The sequence below is a fragment of the Aeoliella sp. genome, assembly GCF_965227375.1.
Classification (GTDB): domain Bacteria; phylum Planctomycetota; class Planctomycetia; order Pirellulales; family Lacipirellulaceae; genus Aeoliella.
The window spans coordinates 2,863,277-2,881,272 of sequence record NZ_CBDDFX010000001.1 but is presented as its reverse complement, the minus strand read 5'-3'; the positions used below and the strand labels follow the sequence as shown (position 1 = coordinate 2,881,272).

The following is a 17,996-nucleotide window of genomic DNA, read 5'->3' as shown; positions in this document are numbered from 1 at the left end:
CCCATGTCCAATCGTCTCGAACTGCCCGATGACTTTCAGCACCTCATCGAGAAGCGTGAAGGGGAACGCCGCCAGCAAACCGAGCAAGACAGCACAGTCGACCCGCAGCAACTGCCCACCGGCGAAGAACGCCGCAAGGGTGAACGGCGGAAAGAGGATCGAAGTAGTTCCTAGAGGGCACGGCTGAGTGAACTCGTAGGCCACGACGAGCTCTGCGCTGTTACGGCAGCGTGCGTTCTGCTTCGAAACCCGTCCTCGCCGCCCAGTCGGTTCTTCCACTGCCCGTCGGTGCACTCCGTTCGCCGCGGAAGAACCGCGAGCCGGTCTGTTGCTGAAAGACGTCGCGAATCGGATTGAACCCGCGCACCGGCACGGCGGCAGAACTGGCCATGCGGCCATGGCCGAACGCGCCGACTTCTACTTGCAGAATCGCACCGGCGCAGATGGCCAAGTCGACCTCAGGCCGAATCTGGCGGAAGGGCAAACGAAACACGGCCGGGCCGTGAGTGAACTGCGCGGTCTCGATGCGATCGCTCCACCGCTCGAGTTCCACCGGCTCGACCGCCACGCCGCGATTGTCGGTTTGCTCGCCAACCAACGTGGCGCTCAAAGTGCCGCGGACCGCCATCGACACGCCACACTGGTCGTACACGGTGACCGCCACCAAGTAGCCGTCGGGTTCGACATCGCTGTCCCAGTTGGCAAGCTCCGCAGCGAAGCTGCACGAAGTGGCCCGCTGAGTGTACGGTTCGGTCGTTGGAAGGGGCACCACCTGCGTGTCCGACTCGCCCGGCACTGCCACCTTTGGCTCCTGGGCGGCAACGTTGTCGAGTTGTGCAAGCAGCTGGTCTCGCTTAACCGACTCGCCATCGATCTGAATCGCTGCGACGTCCGTCCAGGCGTACGGCACCGATAGCCAGACGTTCTGCGCGGAGCGCTGCAACCACAGCGACTGCTGATCGGTGCGCGAGTCGATCTGCCCCGCGACCGTGCGTCCATCGGCCAGCTCCACGACGGCTTCGCCGGCCGCACTGCTGGCGAGAAGCATGGGAACAAGGACCAATGCTGCGAATACGGAAGAAAGACGGGCCATGGGGCAAACTCGACGAAGCGGGACGAAAAATTCTCCTGTCCCACTTCACGCAACCGCCACGCCACAGCCACAAAGACTCACTCGTGATTGACGCAAACTACTTGTAGCAAAAGACTTGCGCCGCATGACAATGCTCGGCCGCAAGTTGACAATTCGCCACATGTTGCAGAAAGGCCACCCGCAGTGCTTTTGTGTTCTCGGAACAAGGAATGCCCAAGAAACGGTAGTCGTCGAGCGACATTCGGTTGATAATGGAATGCTTCGGTACACTGCCCGCCAACCGACCCCACCTCCCCTTATGCTCAACCGTTCCTGCCTGGCCCTGCTGGCCGCCACGACTATCTTTGGATGGTGCAAGTCCGCTACTGCGGACCAATCCATCGAGTTCAATCGAGACATCCGGCCGATTCTCTCGGACCGCTGTTTCACTTGCCACGGACCCGACTCGGGCGATCGCAAAGCCGATTTGCGGCTCGACACCCGCGAGGGTGCGACCGAGTGGACCATCGTTCCCGGCAATGCCGACGAGAGCGAAGTGATCGCGCGGATCACCTCGGACGATCCCGACTTGGTGATGCCACCCCCGGAGGCCGAGCGCAAGCCGCTCACCAAGCAAGAGATTGAAACACTGCGCAAGTGGATCGACGCCGGCGCGGAGTACCAGAGGCACTGGTCGTACCTGCCGGTCGAGCGCCCCGATGCGCCCCAGACCGATGGCGATAAGTGGTCGCGCAACGACATCGACCGTTTCCTCTACCAGCGCTACCAGAGCGAAGGCATCGAGCCTGCTGATGAGGCCGATCGGAGAACGCTGGTGCGGCGGTTGTACTTTGACCTGACCGGCTTGCCGCCCACGCCGGCAGAAGTCGCGGAGTTTCTGGCCGACGAACGGCCGGACGCCTACGAGCGATTGGTCGACCGCCTGCTGACCTCGCCGCACTACGGCGAACGGATGGCGCAGTGGTGGTTCGACCTGGTACGGTTCGCCAACACGGTGGGCTATCACGGCGATCAAGGTCACGCGGTGGCGCCCTATCGCGACTACGTGATCAAGTCATTCAACGAGAACCTGCCGTTCGACCAGTTCACCATCGAGCAACTAGCCGGCGACCTGCTTCCCGAGCCCACCATGTGGCAGCGCGTGGCCACCTGCTACAACCGATTGCTGCAAACCACGCACGAAGGCGGCGCCCAGAACAAGGAGTACTTGGCGATTCACATGGCCGACCGCGTCCGCAACGTGGGCGAAGTGTGGCTGGCCTCCAGCACCGGGTGCGCTCAGTGCCACGACCACAAGTTCGATCCGATCTCGACCAAGGATTTTTACAGCTTGGGTGCGTTCTTTGCCGACGTGGACCACTACGGCTCGTTCGCCGGCCCGTCCGGCAACACCCTTGAGACCGAGCGACCGCCCGAGATCCTGGCGTGGACGCTGCCGACGTACGAACAGATCCAGTCGGTCGACAAGAAGATCGCCAAGCTCGAAGAGCAGCTCCAAGGCAATATCCCCAAAGACTGGCGTGATTTGCAGAAGCAGCTCACCGCCTTGAAGGCCGAGCGCGTCGACCTCGAAGGCAAGTTCGTGCGCGTGATGGTGACCGACCCGATCGACGAACCGCGCATGGTGCGCGTGCTGAATCGCGGCGACTGGATGGACGACACCGGCGAAGAGGTCGCGCCCGCGGTGCCGCACTTCTTGGAGCAACTCGACACAGGCGACCGCCGCGCCACGCGGCTCGACCTGGCTCAATGGCTGGTCGATGGAGACAACCCGCTGGTGGGTCGCACGATGACCAACCGTTTGTGGGGACTGTTCTTCGGCCGCGGCCTGGCCGAAGGTCTGATCGACCTCGGCTCGCAATCGGCCGCGCCGGCGCAGCCGGAGTTGCTCGACTGGCTGGCCGACGAGTACGTCCGCAGCGGCTGGGATACCAAGCACATGGTGCGGTTGATGGTCACATCGAGCGCTTACCGCCAGTCGTCCGTGGCGAGCGCGGAACTGGTGGAGCAGGATCCAAAGAACGAGTGGTTCGCCCGACAGGGCCGCTGGCGCTTGGACGCAGAGTACATTCGCGACAACGCCCTGTTGGTCAGCGGGCTGTTGAACCTGTCGATTGGCGGTGAGTCGGGACGGCCTTACCAGCCGGGTGGCTACTACGCCCAGTTGAACTTCCCCGAGCGGGAGTACAAGCCGGCCAAGGACCAACTGCAGTACCGCCGCGGCGTCTACACCCACTGGCAGCGGCAATTCTTGCACCCGGCGCTGCTGGCCTTCGACGCCCCCAGCCGCGAAGAGTGCACCGCCAAGCGAGCGGTGAGCAACACGCCGAGCGGGGCGCTGGTGCTGCTGAACGACCCTTCGTACGTGGAGGCGAGCCGCGTGTTGGCTCAGCGATTGCTCGCCGAGTGCGATGGCAAGGACAACGAGCGAATCAACTGGCTGTGGCAACAGGCACTGGGCCGCGACGCCACCGAGGACGAACAGCAAGTGCTCGAGGCGCTGCTCGTCAAGCATCGCCGCGAGTACCAGGACGACCCGGCGGCCGCCGAGCAAATCACCAGCATCGGCCTGAGCGCCGCGGCCAGCAGCGAACAAGTCGTCGAGCAAGCCGCCTGGACCAGCCTCTGCCGCGTGCTGCTGAATCTCAGTGAGACGATTACGCGGAATTAGCGCGTGGTCGGCGGGTAAGATATGTAGCGCCAACTCGAATGGCGACTCTTTGAATTAGCCACGGATAGGCACGGACGAAACACGGATTCTCGTGCGTCGAACTGCGGGCCGATTGCGTTCTCGGTCGCGCTCCGATTGGTAGAGAATTTGTTCCTCGACCGCACGGAAAGACGCTTTAGGAAACCCCGCCGTAAACGACGGGGCTAAGTCTGCGCTAGGATCGCTAATCGAATCTCGTCCGGGGGAGCTCAATGGAGTGCACATCTACTCGCCACCATGCGCGTTGCTACTCGCCGCCCAGTAATCCGTTGAGCAGTCCCTCGGTCTTCTTGGCACCGCTTTTGGTATCGATCTCGAGTTCTAACTGCTCGTTGTCGTGCGTGTAGAACACGAAGCCGTACATCATCTCGTCGATGGTTTGCTGCCCGTCGCGCACCTTGCGGGACGGGTCGGGGTTGTACGGGTTGAAGGTCGAGTTGTCGAAGTGTGTGACGCATTCGAACTTCGTACCGGCCGGGTACTTGATCGCGCCGGGTTCTAGATAGTACGGCAACTGCCAGTCGAAGTTGTAATTGGGCGCCATGAGCAGCGTATCGGTCTCGCCCGCCGGGGTGTGGGCCAGGATCGATGTGTCCTTGCCGCGGAGGTGCATGTGGGCAAAGAAGCCCACCAAGGTCACGTCTTCCCGGACGCTCTTGGTCCGCGAGACCAGATGGTGCGGCGAATACGGCTCGATGGCGAAGCGGGTGTTCGAAAGTTGCAGGTACCGCAGCTCCTTCTGCACCTTGTAGCGCGGGAACTTCAGCCCCACGCGTAACCGGGCCTTTTCCGGTTTGCCGGTGGTGGTGAGATGAATCTGCAGGCCGAGCACCGAACCGGCGGGCACCTTCGAGGCGATGCCGTTCTCCAGCACCATCGGCCCCACACCTGGCACGTAGCCGGTGATCAGTTTGGCGCGGCGAATGTTCTCGCCCACCGTGGCAAAGCCCAGGTTCGCGTGGTGCACCACCCGCGGGTTGTCGGGTTGCACTTCGGCCACCGCGATCCACGTGTCGCGGAGGAACACCGTGGGCAGCACCGCGTAGCGGTAGTCGACGTAGCCGTCGGCGGGAACTTCGTACGTGCCAGGCACGGTGAGCACCAGGTCGGGCTCGCCCATCTGCCAGCGCTGGTCGCCCCAGTTTTCGTCCGGCGGCGAGCTTTGTGTGTCTTCCACCACGGCCTCGGTCGACTCGGGCGGCTCGCCTTTGGGCATGCCGGCGCGAACCCAGTCGACAATCATCTGGCGCGTCTGGCGATCGAGTGTGCGGTCGTTCATGAACGTGCCATGCTTCCCGCTGGCGTACCAGGGTGGCATTCGCCCTTCGGCGACCACTTCGGCCACCATCTCGCCATTGCCGGAAACTTCGTCGTAGTCGAGCAACGTGAACGGCGCGACCGTCCCCGGCTGGTGGCAGTTCTGGCAGTGCTTGGCGATGAGCGGCTGGATATGCTCGTGCCAGGTGTAGTTGCCGGGTTCTTCGTCGGTGGCGAACGAGGTAATCATGCAACCATCCACCGGCGTCTGGGGCGTGGAAACTTCCTTACCAGCAACCACCGCTTCGATGGCTTCGCGCAAGTAGAACCGCCGCGCCTTGGGCAGCGCGCCGCCCAAGCGATACTGGTCGTCGATCCGCCCGCGGTACTTGAGCCGCAACTCCGCGTCGAGCACCACCACCTCGGGCGTGCGATCGACGCCACACGCGGCTACGGTGCTGCCGTCGATGTCCTGCACCGAGTGGAACGGCAAGTCGTACTCCACCGCCTGCGTGGCGACGTCCATGATCGTCTCGGTTGGCGAGACATTCACCGACACGATCTCCACGCCCTGCGGACGGAACTCCTCGTCCAGCTTCTTCAGCCGAGGCAGATACTTCTGAACCAGCGGGCAGGTTGTGTTGGTGAACACCAGCACAATCGCCTTGGTGGGCGTCGGCTGCTCGACCACCAACTCGCTGAGCGAGCGTGGCAGGTAGCGAATGTCCTTGAATTGCGCATCGGCCACCTTGTCGCCGATCTGCGGGCGCTCGGCAAGCGCCACGATCGGCAGCACGAGCCACCCCAACAGCAGCGCGCCGACAGCCCAAGCCCTCCGGTTCCAAGCTCTTCTCATATTTCTACACCAGTGGTGAGGTTCTCGACCAGCGAACGGCCCCCTAGCGTTCTACCCTTCCGAGACCGCAAAGGTTTGGCCAATCTGAATGAGCGCGTGAGCTTATATTGTAGGTAACATCCCCCCGCCGATCGAGACGAACGTGCGCAGCTCGACACAGAAAATGCCGAGCGCAAGAGCCACTATCCCTGCATCCGGAGCCACACGTGCTCGAACTCAGAAATCGCTCGCGAGGCCAAAAACAGCCTGCTTAGGCAGTTTGCAGCTCCTCGCGCGACTGCGACGACTCGAGCCACTGCTCCAGCGCCTTGGCCACGGCTCGCGCGGAGCTGGGGCGATGGTCGCGGCGTTTAGCCAGCAGTTGGCTGCATAGATCGCGCAACTCCGCGGGCATGCCGGGGCAGATCTCGTTCAGGTCCGGCGGCGACTCGACCTGGTGTTTGAGCAACCGCTCGGCGACGCTTCCCTCGGGGAATGGAATCCGGCCGGTCAATAGGTAGTAGAACGTGCAACCCAGGCTGTAGAGATCCGAGCGGGCATCGGGCTTCTTCACCGACAGCGCTCGCTCGGGCGCCAAGTAGTCGACTTCCTCATTGGGGTCGCCACTCGTGCTGCGTTTGAGTTCTGGCTCGCCATCGGCCAACAACATCACCACCTCGGGTCGCACGGTGCCGAACAATTGATCGAGTGAATGAAACTCGCTGAGCTGGCTGGCAATCTTTCGGGTCATCCGTGCTGCTTCTTCAAAGCTGAGGGGACCTTGACCAACAACTCGCGTCTGCAACGTCTGCATCGGACCGCCTTCTAGGTACAAGTTGTGAGAAAGGAACAGAAGAGGGAAGCTCTCCTCCCTGATGCGAAACCCACTCCCCTGGGTGTGCGTGCAGAGCAAGAAAAGTCAAAGGATGCTTCAGAGAAGGAGTATCTCTTCATCTTCTCATATTGGCAGTCAAATGCAATCGAATAATGCTCGATTCGCACCACGTACGCCGCTCGAAAACTGGACAACCATGTCATCAATTTGCTCCCGTTGCGAAACGGCTCAATCGATCAGCTCGAACGACAAGGCTCGCGCCGGAGACGCGCGAATGCTGCACTTGCACCATGGCGATGCGCGGGCGACTTGGCAGGCCGCTTGCAACCGTGCATTAACAACGCGGTTTTCGTGCTGGCATGGGTGAGTTCCCCCCCAATCAGCGTGCTTGTTGGCACGCTGGACCGGTGCTAGGTTGCATCGTGGTTGGGTGGATAACGATTCAGGCGCGACTCAGAAATTCCAGCTAAATGGATGCTCCTCTTGTGACTCTCTAACCTACTTTACCTGGCCCTTTCATCGCGTAGCCTGTCGGCGTTGCCGCCCGTTTCTCGATACCACTTTCATAGGGAGAACGAGGATGCCGGGAGTACTTGAAACGCTGTTTGCAGACGATACCGCCACCATCGAGAGGGTGCGTGAGCACACCGGCGACTCGGAGCGCGCCGAGCAAGCCTACGGCGCCGCCGTGGGCACCCTGTTGCGGGGTCTCGAGGCGAAGAGCCAGACCACGCAGGGGGCCGAAGGGCTGTGGGACAAACTCTCGAAGCTCGCCCGGCAAGGCCACATCCCCCAGGACGCGCCTGCTGGAGGTGGGGTCGAAGTCCGCGACATGGAGCCCAAGGAGGCCAAGGACCTGCTGAAGACCATCTTCGGCAAAGACGCTCCGAAGGTGGAAGGCGGGTTCTCCAAAGTGGTGAAACTCGATCCCGAAACCACGCAGAAGATCTTTGCCAAGGTACTGCCGATGGTGCTGGGCAGCGTGGTTGGCGCCGCCAAACGCGCGCAAGCCGCAGATCCCGAAGCCTTGCCCGAAGTGGTCCGCGACGCCCGCCGCGAAGTGGAACAGCGGCAACCCAAATCGGCCGGCGTCTTCGCAGCGATCCTCGACCAGGACCACGACGGCGACGTCGACCTGGCGGACCTGGCCGGCATCTTCATGCGGAAGCCGAAGTAGCGCGGCTGAATTCAGATTGAGACTTTATAGAGGACACTCGGCGACGACTTGTTCGCTGGGTGTCCTCTTTTCGTTGGCCGCACAATCAGAACTGCCCACCCAACCCGAAATCCACCTCTTCCAGACGCTTTGCAATCCGGTGCCCTCTCAGTTTTGCGTGAGCTACGTTTCCAAGAGTTTGATACGTGCGACTTGAGGAAAAACTTGGCTTTCTCACGAAAACAGAGAGGTTTCGATGACGTTACGAGTACAATCCCTCCTTGCGGCATGCGTGTGTGTGGCGCTGGCGATCGTAGGTGGTTATCAGTTGGCCAGCCAATGCAAGGCGGACTCAGGCCCTGCATCGGAATCCCACGAAACCAAGCATGTCGCAGCCCAAGGGACCTACGAAGGTGCGCCTGAACTTCTTTCTGCACACGCCGCTGCACAGCATCAGTTCCCAGCTTGCCCCGTATGTGCCAACTCCGATTCGGCTCTCAAACATGACCACCCCTGCCAACGGCGCAACATCAAGAAGGATCTTTATCGCGGCATCGAAGTCGGCGACAACCGCTGGATCCAGATGGCCTGCGACGAAGCACACCAGTCGGTCAAAGAGGGAGGCGGCCCATTTGGTGCGGTCATTCTGCAGATTGACGACGACTCGAACGAGGTAATTCGCTACTGGCGTGGCCGAAACCTTGTCACCAAGAACACGGACCCCACGGCCCACGCGGAAGTCAGCGTCGTTCGAACCGCAGCCAACGAGTTGGGAGTTTTCAATCTCGGACGAATTCACCGAGACGACCCGCAGCTCAAACTCCCTCAACCTGGGGAGACTTCGCATTGCGAGATTTACAGCAGTTGCGAGCCTTGCCCCATGTGCTACGCCGCCATTCGTTGGGCAAGAATCGATACGATCGTGTTCGCAGCCACACGCTTCGACGCAGCGGAGCCGGGTGTCGATTTCTCTGATCTCGATCTCTACCGCGAACTGGCCACGCGCTATGAAGACCGGCAACACGAAGGCCTTCGCGTCCTTCAGTCCACGACAACGAATTCGCTCGACGCGTTCAATTTGTGGAAGAATTCTGACACCACTGCCTATTAATCCGCCCGCATAAACCACGTTCGCAACAAGCTTCGGAGAAACAAAATGCTGCACAAAACAAACCGCGTTACCAAGGTTCTTCTGACAGTCGTTACGGTTAGCCTTTCGGGCGCCGCGCTGGCCAGCGTCCAGCTGCCTTCGGCCGTCAGCAGCAGTCTCGAATCGCTGCACCCCAATTCGACAGTCCTTACCGCCAATATCGATGAAGACGGCCTCTATTTGGTCGACCTCAAGGTCAACCAGGATCGCTATCTGGTTGAACTGACAAAGTCGGGTCGGGTGGTGAGCAACAAGGGACAAGGCACGATTCAGGATACTCCGGAAGCCTCCACCACACCGCAACACATCGAGAGCGTGAGAAAGCTACCGGCTGCAGTCCTCGCTGCTGCCGAGAACGCTCATCCTCATGGCGTAATCGTTCACGTCTACCAGGATCACTACGGACCTCGATATGGACGCTCGGCGTTCTATGTAACCGTCGCCAAGGGCAACCAACTGTTTGATGTGGGACTTTCGGCAACCGGCGAGATCCTCAAGAACACGATCGACAATCGAACGGAGCGGGTCGAGAACCTGCCCGCTGAGATCAGAAAGGTCGCTGAAACGACCTATCCCACGGGCATCATCTACGGCGTAGGCCGACGCAACGGCGTGTTTCAATTGGAAGTTCTCGTTGACGGAAAGCCTTACGATCTCGACATCACTAAGACGGGCCAAGTTGTCTCCAACAAACGCTCGTCCCGGGAATAACTCTGCAACCTAGCCAAGGACCGCTGGCTGCGCGCGGTCGCCGCTTCGCGGCCAAATACGGATTGAGACTCTCAAGAGGGCGCTCGGCCACATTGCGTGGGCTGAGTGTCCTCTTTTTTGGTTATTGGCTCAGGTGCGACCAAGTCACCGTGGCTTGAGCAGAAGGGTTTCTAAATGTAACGATTGTATCGCCGGACTCGCGACAGCCTGTTGGTCTGCAATCGCAGAACCTGCTCGCTCGTCTCGCTAAACGCCGAAGAAGACACAGAGGTCCTAAAGAATGCGTCGCCTTGCGCTTGCTAAGTCTCTTCAACATGACGACAGCGTTGGGTCCGTGTGCGAAGTCCCCGAAAAGCCATCGTCCCACCGAACCGAGTGAGATTCGCCGTGCTTGTGATTCGAACAACATCCCTTTCCCTGCTGCTGCTGGCCGTTGCGACCTTTCAGCGGCCTGCGTTCGCGGAGACTATCGACGATGTTGGCCAGTGGAACGCCCTGTTCATGCAAGACCGGTTTGAGCCCCAGTCGCGGCTCAAGTGGTGGTTCGATGGTCACTATCGGCTATTCGACGACACCGACGGGTTCGGCCAGAGCATTGTACGACCAGGACTGGGACTGGAAGTCGGTGAGAACTCGACGGTGTGGGCAGGCTATGCCTGGATCCGAACCTCGCCAATCATGGGTGACGACATCGACGAGCATCGCATCTGGCAGCAGTGGACGACCAGTCGCACAATCGACTCGTACAAGTTTGCTTCGCGAACGCGGTTCGAGCAACGGTTCATCGAATCGACCGATGACACCGGTTTGCGACTCCGGCAGTTCTTCCGAGGGCAGAAGGAGCTTGGCTGCGACTCGCGACGCACGTTTGTGGTATGGGACGAGATGTTCTTCGCTCTGAACGACACCGACTTTGGCCAACGCAGCGGGTTCGACCAGAACCGCCTGTTTGTTGGCTTCGGCTTCAAGCAACACGCTTCAAGCACCTGGCGCGTGGAAATCGGCTATCTCAACCAAACCATCAACCAGCAAGGCCCGATAGAACGATGCAACCACCTGCTTTCGGTCAATGTTTTTCGCAGTCCTACCAAGTAGGTGGGTGACATCTGCTTAGAAAGCAAGATTGCGCGGTTCCAGCCGATTGAGCCACTCGCGATCCGCAAGTGATCTCTGTAATCTAAGGTTGGACGCTGCGGCTGGGATAGTTTAGGGCTCCCACTTCAGCCTCGGTTCAGCAAACCTCGTTTCGGTGTGAATATCAATTTCAAGATGCGGGTGCGTTCGTGTGGACCGCCCGATTGCTGCCCCGGATACTTTTGTTTTCCTCAGGTCAATCCAAACCAAGTTCGCCATGTTCTGCGCCGCCGCCAGTCCGTCATCCGTAATTGGGTTGTTGTAGAGCTGCAGATACTTCAGATTGGGCAATCCACTCAATTGGGTAAGATGCTCATCCTCTAAGCCTACGCTGCATAGGTCGACGCATTGTAGTTTCCGCATACTTGCGATTACGTCTATCATGCTGTCATCGACGTGCGAGCTGGAGATAAACAGCCAACTCAGCTTTTCCATATCGGCGAGATTTCGCAGCCCTCGGTGACTGACCGAAGTTTCAACTAGCTCAAGGCGGTTGACTTTGTCAAGCTGGCCGATGGCTGAAAGCGCACTGTCAGTGCAACTTTGCCCCTTCAGCATAAGCGCGCGGAGACTTTCTGCGTGCTTCAGCGAAGCAAGATCGCCGCCTGAGAATTGGAAGTTCATTAGATGCAGTTCCTCCAGTTCTCGCATGCGACATAGTGCTAAGAGTCCCGCCTCCGTAACTGCAGTGCAGTCCATCAGGGTCAGGTTTTTGCACGGCAACAAAGTGGAGAGCTGACGCAAATCGTCATCGGTGACTGGCTTGTCGACTGTTAGGTATACCGGCTTGAAGCGAAGATGAGGCTCACCGAGGTATTGTGCCCCGAATCCGACCAACGGGATATCATCGACTTCCTGCCCGAACACCTGTCGCGGCTCCCATGGAGACTCATAAGCGGACGAGAAGAAAGTGAGTCGCTCGAGCAGCAGGCGAGCACGGCGTGCTCGGAGTAGTTCAACGCCAGTTGTCCCCACGAGTAAACAGACTACTGTGGTTAGCAGAAGTAGCTTGCGAACGCTAAAGCGGAAGTACGACATGCAATCCGCCAGTAGTTAGGACGTTGAATACCAACCGGCCACGTGCACTACTCATCAGTGTAGATACTACAGTTCCAAGCTCGCTAACGAAACCTCGATTCATCCATCAGCGTAACAAACGTTTTCGGCTTTGTACTCTCTGTTTCCTCCGTCGTCTCCTAATCAAACGCTTTTGGTTTCGGCTGACTGGACTTGGCTGCAATCAGTGCGGCGTGGCCATCCGCGCCAGCGTGACCACTAGTTTCTTGCTGTCTTTCAGCGTGGGATCGATTGTCACTTCGCACAGTTGGTCGCGGACCTTGGCGACGTTCTCAGGCGGACCCGGCCGGCATCTTCATGCGGAAGCCGAAGTAGCTCGCGGCTGAATACAAATTGGGACCTCCAAGAGGATACTCAGCGAGCTAGAGGTTTGTTTTGTTGCCGGAACTTATCCCATGTGGCACAATTACTGGAGTTGTCAGATACTAGATAGGAATGTCTATTTGAGGATTGAAAATCCACAAATTACTCTAGTGACACAGCAACAATAGTGTGCCATCCGCGCCTTGGAAGAAATAAGATGTTCAATCGCCAAAACCTCATCACATACGCCCTTTATTTGATTCTCGCGATAAGCGTAGCAAGTGCTGATGCCCAAGACGCTGATTTAAGAGCTACGCATGAGATACCATCAAAGACTTTCTTTCTGGCGCTAACACCTTCCATTGTCTCGCTTGAGAGTGGAAAGCAGATACCCAAGCACCAGATAGTCTCTTGTGGCAAGGTGATTGAAGGTCGCGCTTGGGTCACTGGCGTTAACAGTGGTTGGTGCCGACTATCCGACTTGATTCCCTTGGAGGTGGCCCTACAAGAGCTCCAGAGTTATGTCGATGCTAACCCGAATGACGCTCATGCTTATGCGGTCCTCATTCAGGCGAACATTCTATGTGGATACCACGCGCGTTCAGGAGAATTGCTGGACAATGTAGGGGATTCCATTGCTGGTGATGATTCAATTCGGTATGTCCGTGTCATTGCTTCAAACCGTGAATTACTGACTACTGAGGAGGTCGGCAAGGACATTCGAGTGATTGCCGCCAATAAGATACAGACTTATTGGCTTCCTTGGCTTGTATTCGCGGCCAAGACGGACTTGGAACGATTGAAGATCGAATCAGCCTTCGGTGAAGCCAAGATCGCAACAGCACTTTCAAGCAGTGACCCTGGCAAGGTCGCTCTAGCCAAACTCAGAGCGGCAGCCGAAGACTTAGAATCAAGTATCTCCATCTGTGACAAAGTCCTTGAGACGAATCCCCTCTGTTCATCCGCATACAGCACGAAGGCAGTATGCTTGTCAAGGATGGGACGACATGCAGATGAACTAATGGTGTTGGATTTAGCAATAAGCCACTGGCCTGAAGCCAGTAATATGCACTATTTGCGCGGATTGCATTATTTCGGAATTGATAACTATGATTTGGCTGAACGCGATTTTAGGTCGTCATTGAAGTACCGTCGGGACGAAGACCCCGCCCATGAAATTCTACTTGCAAAGGTCTTGTTATTCCGAGAATTCAAGAAGGAGGGCGAGTACAATCAGCAAAACCTCCACGAAGGCTGTTCTCTGGCCAGACAAGTATCCAAGCGGTTCAATCATACACGAGCGAAATATGCAACTGTCTATGCAGTAGCACTTGCTATGCAAGGAGACGTTTCCGTGGCAGAGGAAATCCTGGACGTGTGCAGTAACTCGAATCAGAATGATCAGGATGCCTTGGAGCTTGTGAATACTTGTAGAGTGCTTATTTTAAGCCCTAGTCTTCAGGGCAAGTAAAGACCTTTCCAAACGTATTCTATGGCCACCAAGCGAGCCAACAGATGGCTCAGTTTGGTGAGCTGATCGAATCCACAGCCGAGAACACCGCGCTGACTTTCACTTCGTCGAGCCTCCCACCGGTGCGGACACCGCTGCAGATGTCGAGGCCGAATGGATTGACCACGCGCACCGCTTCGGCCGCGTTGTCCGGCGTGAGCCCGCCGGCGAGGAAGAGGGGAATGCCCACGGAGTCGCGGATTTCGCGGCTGGTAGCCCAATCGTGGGTCCGCCCGGTGCCGCCGAGTTGCTTGACTGCGAGGGTCGTGTCGCCGGAGTCCAAGAGCAACGCATCGACGCGCGGCGCTACTTCCCGAGCAAGCTCTACCACGTCGGGCGTGGTGACGTGAATCACTTGCACCAGGCGGATGCCCGGCAGTTCGCGTCGGAGCTCCATGTGCACCGCTGGGTCGACGTAGTCGCACAGTTGCAGCACGCTGGTTCCGCAGCGCCGCTGCTGGTCGATGATCGCTGCGGCGGAAGTTTGCGACGTGAGCAAGAACGTGGCCACCGGCGGCGGCACCCGCGCGGCAATCTCGGCAATCAACGCTTCGTCGATCACCCCCGGCCCACTCGGCATGGCGGACACCAGCCCCAGGGCCGACGCCCCACGCGCGACGGCCAACTCCGCCTCGCGGAGCGAGCTGATGCAGCAGATTTTGATGCGGGTTGGCATGGGGGGTGATGTCAAATCAGGCGCAGGTGCTGGTTGGGTAGAACGCTGCCTAAGCAGTCTTTCGAGCTATCCCTCGTCCCGTAATCGCGCATCGTCGATAAACTTCTGCAGTTGCTCCACGTCTGGCAGCGGTGGTTCCTCTAGCCGAAACAGGAGTTCCCAAACTGCCTCGTACTTCCCTTCTCGCGACAGTTGCACGAGAGCCGGCCAGGCGACCTTTGCCAATTCGGGATGATCATTCGACCAGGTAATCCATCTCTCATCCCTGCCATTGAAGCAACCAATCGAAAGGCACAGCGAATTCGCCGGACCGCTCCAGCCGCGGACGTGGGGAGCGAACCCCTTTACCAGTTGCCAGCGAGGTTCGTCGATACCAGAAGTATCGACATACCCTGAGTCATGCAGGTAGTCGTCGAATTCCGATCGCCAGACGTGCGTCTGTTTGGTCGTGACGCGAATTCCGCACCACTGGTAGTAGCGAAACGAACGATGCTCGAACAGGTCGGGCGAAAACTCCACGCCCGTCACCTGCCCAGAGGCTCCGAACAACCAACCAGCCGCGACCAGGATCAGCAAGACCACTGGAATCGACAACCAGAGAGGCACACGGCGTTTGGATGGTGAGGTCATCAGTCTCGTACTGTATCAACGGCTCGAGCGGCAACCGCTGATTCTAGCCATAGGTGAACGCTGATGAAACAACGTGGCCCGCCTCTTCAAAAATCGCTGGTGTAAAAAAGTCGCTGTAGAAATCGCGCGGTGGTTTGATCTAATAAGTGTGGGGACTCTTACGTTGTTAGGGTCGACGGACCCCCACCCCAGCCCTCCCCCAAACGATTTGGCGGGAGAGGTTGTAGAGCATTCAACACCCCCCCGCGCCAAATCGCCCGGGGGAGGGAGTACGCGCTCGTTCACGGAGTGAACGGCGACTATCGTTTTGTCCCAACGAGAAACATGCGGGGAACAACGCGGAGGGTTTTGTCGCACCCCCCGAGTGGTTTGGTCGAGAAAACAAGGGGTTTTCGAAACAGAGGTGGTCCAAAACGTATCAGGTTTTGGGCCAATGGATTGATGTGTGGGACAAAACCCAAGCAGCCCCGACCAAGCTTGGTCGGAGCTGGAGCATCCAGTTAGTAACAGAGCCGCTAGCAAGTTGTCCTCCGTCTGGCGACGGAAGCTACGGATGACTCGGTTACGCGTAGACCAGGTTTAGCTTGTTCAAGCCGTTGTAGGCGGCCACTTTGTAGCACTCGGCCAAGGTGGGGAAGTTGAACACGTTGTTGATGAAGAATTCGGCGTCGCCGTCGAGGGCCATGACCGCTTGTCCGATGTGGATCAGCTCCGTGGCGCCGGCGCCGATGACGTGCACACCGAGGATCTTATGCGTGTCCTGATGGATCAACAGTTTGAGCATGCCGAGTTCGTCGCCCAGCAGTTGCGCTCGGGCGATTTCGCGGTAGTGGGCGATGCCGGCCTCGTAGGGGATGCCCTCTTCGGTGAGTTGCTCTTCGGTCTTGCCGACCATCGATATCTCGGGCACCGCGTAGATGCCGTAGGGGAACAACTCGGTGTTGTAGTTGCCCACGTCGCACTGGCCGAACGCATGGCAAATGGCGCGGCGGCCCTGCTCCATACTGGTCGACGCGAGCGCCGGGAAGCCGATCACGTCGCCGGCGGCGTACACGTGGTCGACGTTGGTTTGGTAGTTCTCGTTCACATGCAGTCGCTCGCGGTCGTCGAACTCGATGCCGACGTTGTCGAGGCCCAGCGAACCACACACGCCCTGCCGGCCCACCGCGTAGAGCAGCGTCTCGGCCCGCAAGGTCTTGCCGCTCTCGAGTTGGGCTTCCACCAGGTTGCGGACGGTGCCGTTGAGGATTTCGACCTGGGAGATCGACTCGACCTTTTCGCCGAGCCGGAGCGTGATGCCCCGCTGCCGCATGAAGTAGTGGAACGCGTCGCCAATCTCGCGATCGAGGAAGCCGAGCGCTTGCCGGCGGCCTTCGATCAGGGTGACCTTCACGCCGAGCGTGGCCATGATGCAGGCGTACTCGGTGCCGATGACGCCGCCGCCGACGACGATCATGCTCTTGGGCACGTGGCCCAGCTTCAGCAGTTCGTCGCTGGTAAGGATGGTGTGGTCGTTGAACGGAATGTCCTCGGGGCGGGCCGGGCGAGTGCCAACCGCGACCAGGAACTTGTCGGCCGTAAGGTGCTCGGTGGTCTCGCTACCTTCAACCACCAACTCGTTGGGCCCGGTGAAGCGCGCCGTGCCCCACAAGAGGTCGATGTGGTTCCGCTCGAATTGATTCTGGATGAGGTCCCACTCGTGCCGCATTACGGTTTGCGATACGGCGCCGAGGTCGGCGATGGTGATGTTCTTCTTGACGCGGTAGCTGGAACCAAACAGTCCCCGCTTGGTCGCCCCGGTGAGATGCAACACGGCCTCGCGAAGGGCCTTGGAAGGAATGGTGCCAGTGTTGATCTGAGCGCCGCCGAGTACGCGGTTCTTTTCGATGATCGCGACGCGTTTGCCGAGCTTGGCAGCTTGGATCGCTCCCTTTTGCCCCGCGGGACCGGTGCCGATGACGATGCAGTCGTAATGTTTCATGGAGGTCTCGTAGGGTCGGGGGTCAGGATTTTAGGGGCAAAACATGCTAACGCCGCCGACATGCCCCAAAACACTCAGCTGACTCGTTACCGCCTCCATCGACAGATGGTATCGCAAAACTCGATTCCAAGCGAGTCTGCCGGTGTGGTAATTGGGAGATTCCAGGGCGAATGCACCGCTAGTGCCGATCGTAACGGCTGGGGAGAAAATCGCTTGCTATGCGCTTGTTTCGGCCTATCTTTTCGCTGGTCCAAGCTGTCCCCTGGAAAACGATCGAATCATGAATCGCCGACAATTTGCCTTCTGGATTGGTGCCGGGCTGTTCAGCCTGGGCGAACGACTGCGAGCCGAAACGCTCGACACGCTGGCGGCTGCGGTGATGCAGTGCACCGAAAAGCTGGTCGACGGCGAGGTTGTCGTCGAGCAGGAGCGGTGGACCTACCAACAGAATCAAAGCTGGCGCTGGTTCGAGCGCGAGACGCTGATCGATGGCCAGTGGGAACTGACCGGCCGCACCCGACCCATCCACCGCCGCACCGGCGAGGCGTATACCGAACACGAAGGCTACCTGGACGACAACCTGGTGCCGGACGAAGTGCGATTCGGCAAGGAAGTCGAACACCCGCCTCACAAGTTTGCGGAATACGACGAGGACGAAGACGACTATGGCGAAGCCGCCGAGCACCGCCGCGCCCGCGACGGCCGCCCGCCGAGCAAGTGGCTGCGAAGCCTGTACGCCGAAGAGCTGCGGCTGTGGCTGCCGGAAGTCGACGTGCCGGACGTGGGCGTGAGTGGCATGACCGTGTGGACCCACCTGACGCGCGATCATGGTTTCGACGCGACTCGCATCAAGGGACTGAACGACATAGAGATGGCAAAGCTGCACTCGGTGGCGCACTACGGGTATTGAGATCCCTTCACTGCGAGAAGGTAGCCAG

General features: G+C 59.1%; 15 protein-coding genes. 8 read left to right on the top strand and 7 right to left on the bottom strand.

Annotated features, from left to right (window positions below):
- The first annotated feature begins 3 nt into the window (after positions 1–3).
- Positions 4–174: a hypothetical protein gene (locus tag ACQK2L_RS11735; RefSeq protein ID WP_425397156.1), complete on the top strand. Its 171-nt coding sequence runs from the start codon at positions 4–6 to the stop codon at positions 172–174.
- A 46-nt stretch (positions 175–220) separates the two neighbouring features.
- Here the strand turns inward: ACQK2L_RS11735 and ACQK2L_RS11730 are convergent, their stop codons facing one another.
- Positions 221–1,093 (bottom strand): hypothetical protein, encoded by an 873-nt coding sequence (locus ACQK2L_RS11730; protein ID WP_425397155.1) that lies wholly within the window; start codon positions 1,091–1,093, stop codon positions 221–223.
- Between the two features lie 298 nt (positions 1,094–1,391).
- On the opposite strand from ACQK2L_RS11730, the gene ACQK2L_RS11725 reads away from it, so the two are divergent.
- Positions 1,392–3,764 (top strand): DUF1553 domain-containing protein, encoded by a 2,373-nt coding sequence (locus ACQK2L_RS11725; protein ID WP_425397154.1) that lies wholly within the window; start codon positions 1,392–1,394, stop codon positions 3,762–3,764.
- 286 nt (positions 3,765–4,050) lie between these two features.
- Here the strand turns inward: ACQK2L_RS11725 and ACQK2L_RS11720 are convergent, their stop codons facing one another.
- Both ACQK2L_RS11720 and ACQK2L_RS11715 read right to left on the bottom strand, forming a co-directional pair.
- Complete coding sequence (locus ACQK2L_RS11720) at positions 4,051–5,916, bottom strand: redoxin family protein (protein WP_425397153.1); 1,866 nt, start codon at positions 5,914–5,916, stop codon at positions 4,051–4,053.
- Positions 5,917–6,166: 250 nt separating this feature from the next.
- The gene (locus ACQK2L_RS11715; RefSeq protein WP_425397152.1) at positions 6,167–6,646 is read right to left on the bottom strand and encodes a protein kinase domain-containing protein; all 480 of its coding nucleotides are present in this window, start codon (positions 6,644–6,646) and stop codon (positions 6,167–6,169) included.
- Between the two features lie 664 nt (positions 6,647–7,310).
- Here ACQK2L_RS11715 and ACQK2L_RS11710 point away from each other — a divergent pair.
- The 4 genes from ACQK2L_RS11710 to ACQK2L_RS11695 all read left to right on the top strand — a co-directional run bounded on the left by ACQK2L_RS11710 (position 7,311) and on the right by ACQK2L_RS11695 (position 10,842).
- Positions 7,311–7,907, top strand: coding sequence for a DUF937 domain-containing protein (locus ACQK2L_RS11710; RefSeq protein WP_425397151.1), 597 nt, complete (start codon positions 7,311–7,313; stop codon positions 7,905–7,907).
- A gap of 235 nt (positions 7,908–8,142) precedes the next feature.
- The gene (locus ACQK2L_RS11705) at positions 8,143–8,997 is read left to right on the top strand and encodes a nucleoside deaminase (RefSeq protein ID WP_425397150.1); all 855 of its coding nucleotides are present in this window, start codon (positions 8,143–8,145) and stop codon (positions 8,995–8,997) included.
- Between the two features lie 45 nt (positions 8,998–9,042).
- Entirely contained in the window at positions 9,043–9,747 is a 705-nt protein-coding gene (locus ACQK2L_RS11700; protein ID WP_425397149.1) for a hypothetical protein, read from the top strand.
- A 387-nt stretch (positions 9,748–10,134) separates the two neighbouring features.
- Positions 10,135–10,842 (top strand): DUF2490 domain-containing protein, encoded by a 708-nt coding sequence (locus ACQK2L_RS11695; protein ID WP_425397148.1) that lies wholly within the window; start codon positions 10,135–10,137, stop codon positions 10,840–10,842.
- A 111-nt stretch (positions 10,843–10,953) separates the two neighbouring features.
- Here the strand turns inward: ACQK2L_RS11695 and ACQK2L_RS11690 are convergent, their stop codons facing one another.
- Positions 10,954–11,919, bottom strand: coding sequence for a hypothetical protein (locus ACQK2L_RS11690; RefSeq protein ID WP_425397147.1), 966 nt, complete (start codon positions 11,917–11,919; stop codon positions 10,954–10,956).
- 559 nt (positions 11,920–12,478) lie between these two features.
- On the opposite strand from ACQK2L_RS11690, the gene ACQK2L_RS11685 reads away from it, so the two are divergent.
- On the top strand, positions 12,479–13,732 hold the full coding sequence (locus ACQK2L_RS11685; RefSeq protein ID WP_425397146.1) for a hypothetical protein: 1,254 nt from the start codon (positions 12,479–12,481) through the stop codon (positions 13,730–13,732).
- A gap of 49 nt (positions 13,733–13,781) precedes the next feature.
- Here ACQK2L_RS11685 and ACQK2L_RS11680 read toward each other — a convergent pair whose 3' ends face one another.
- From ACQK2L_RS11680 to sthA, 3 genes are all read right to left on the bottom strand, one after another.
- A complete protein-coding gene (locus ACQK2L_RS11680; RefSeq protein WP_425397145.1) occupies positions 13,782–14,447 on the bottom strand; it encodes a phosphoribosylanthranilate isomerase in 666 nt (221 codons plus the stop codon).
- Positions 14,448–14,513: 66 nt separating this feature from the next.
- Positions 14,514–15,077, bottom strand: coding sequence for a hypothetical protein (locus ACQK2L_RS11675; RefSeq protein WP_425397144.1), 564 nt, complete (start codon positions 15,075–15,077; stop codon positions 14,514–14,516).
- Between the two features lie 562 nt (positions 15,078–15,639).
- Positions 15,640–17,058, bottom strand: coding sequence for a Si-specific NAD(P)(+) transhydrogenase (sthA, locus tag ACQK2L_RS11670; protein ID WP_425397143.1), 1,419 nt, complete (start codon positions 17,056–17,058; stop codon positions 15,640–15,642).
- A 280-nt stretch (positions 17,059–17,338) separates the two neighbouring features.
- On the opposite strand from sthA, the gene ACQK2L_RS11665 reads away from it, so the two are divergent.
- Positions 17,339–17,968, top strand: a complete 630-nt coding sequence (locus ACQK2L_RS11665; protein ID WP_425397142.1) for a hypothetical protein — start codon at positions 17,339–17,341, stop codon at positions 17,966–17,968.
- The last annotated feature ends 28 nt before the right edge of the window (positions 17,969–17,996 follow it).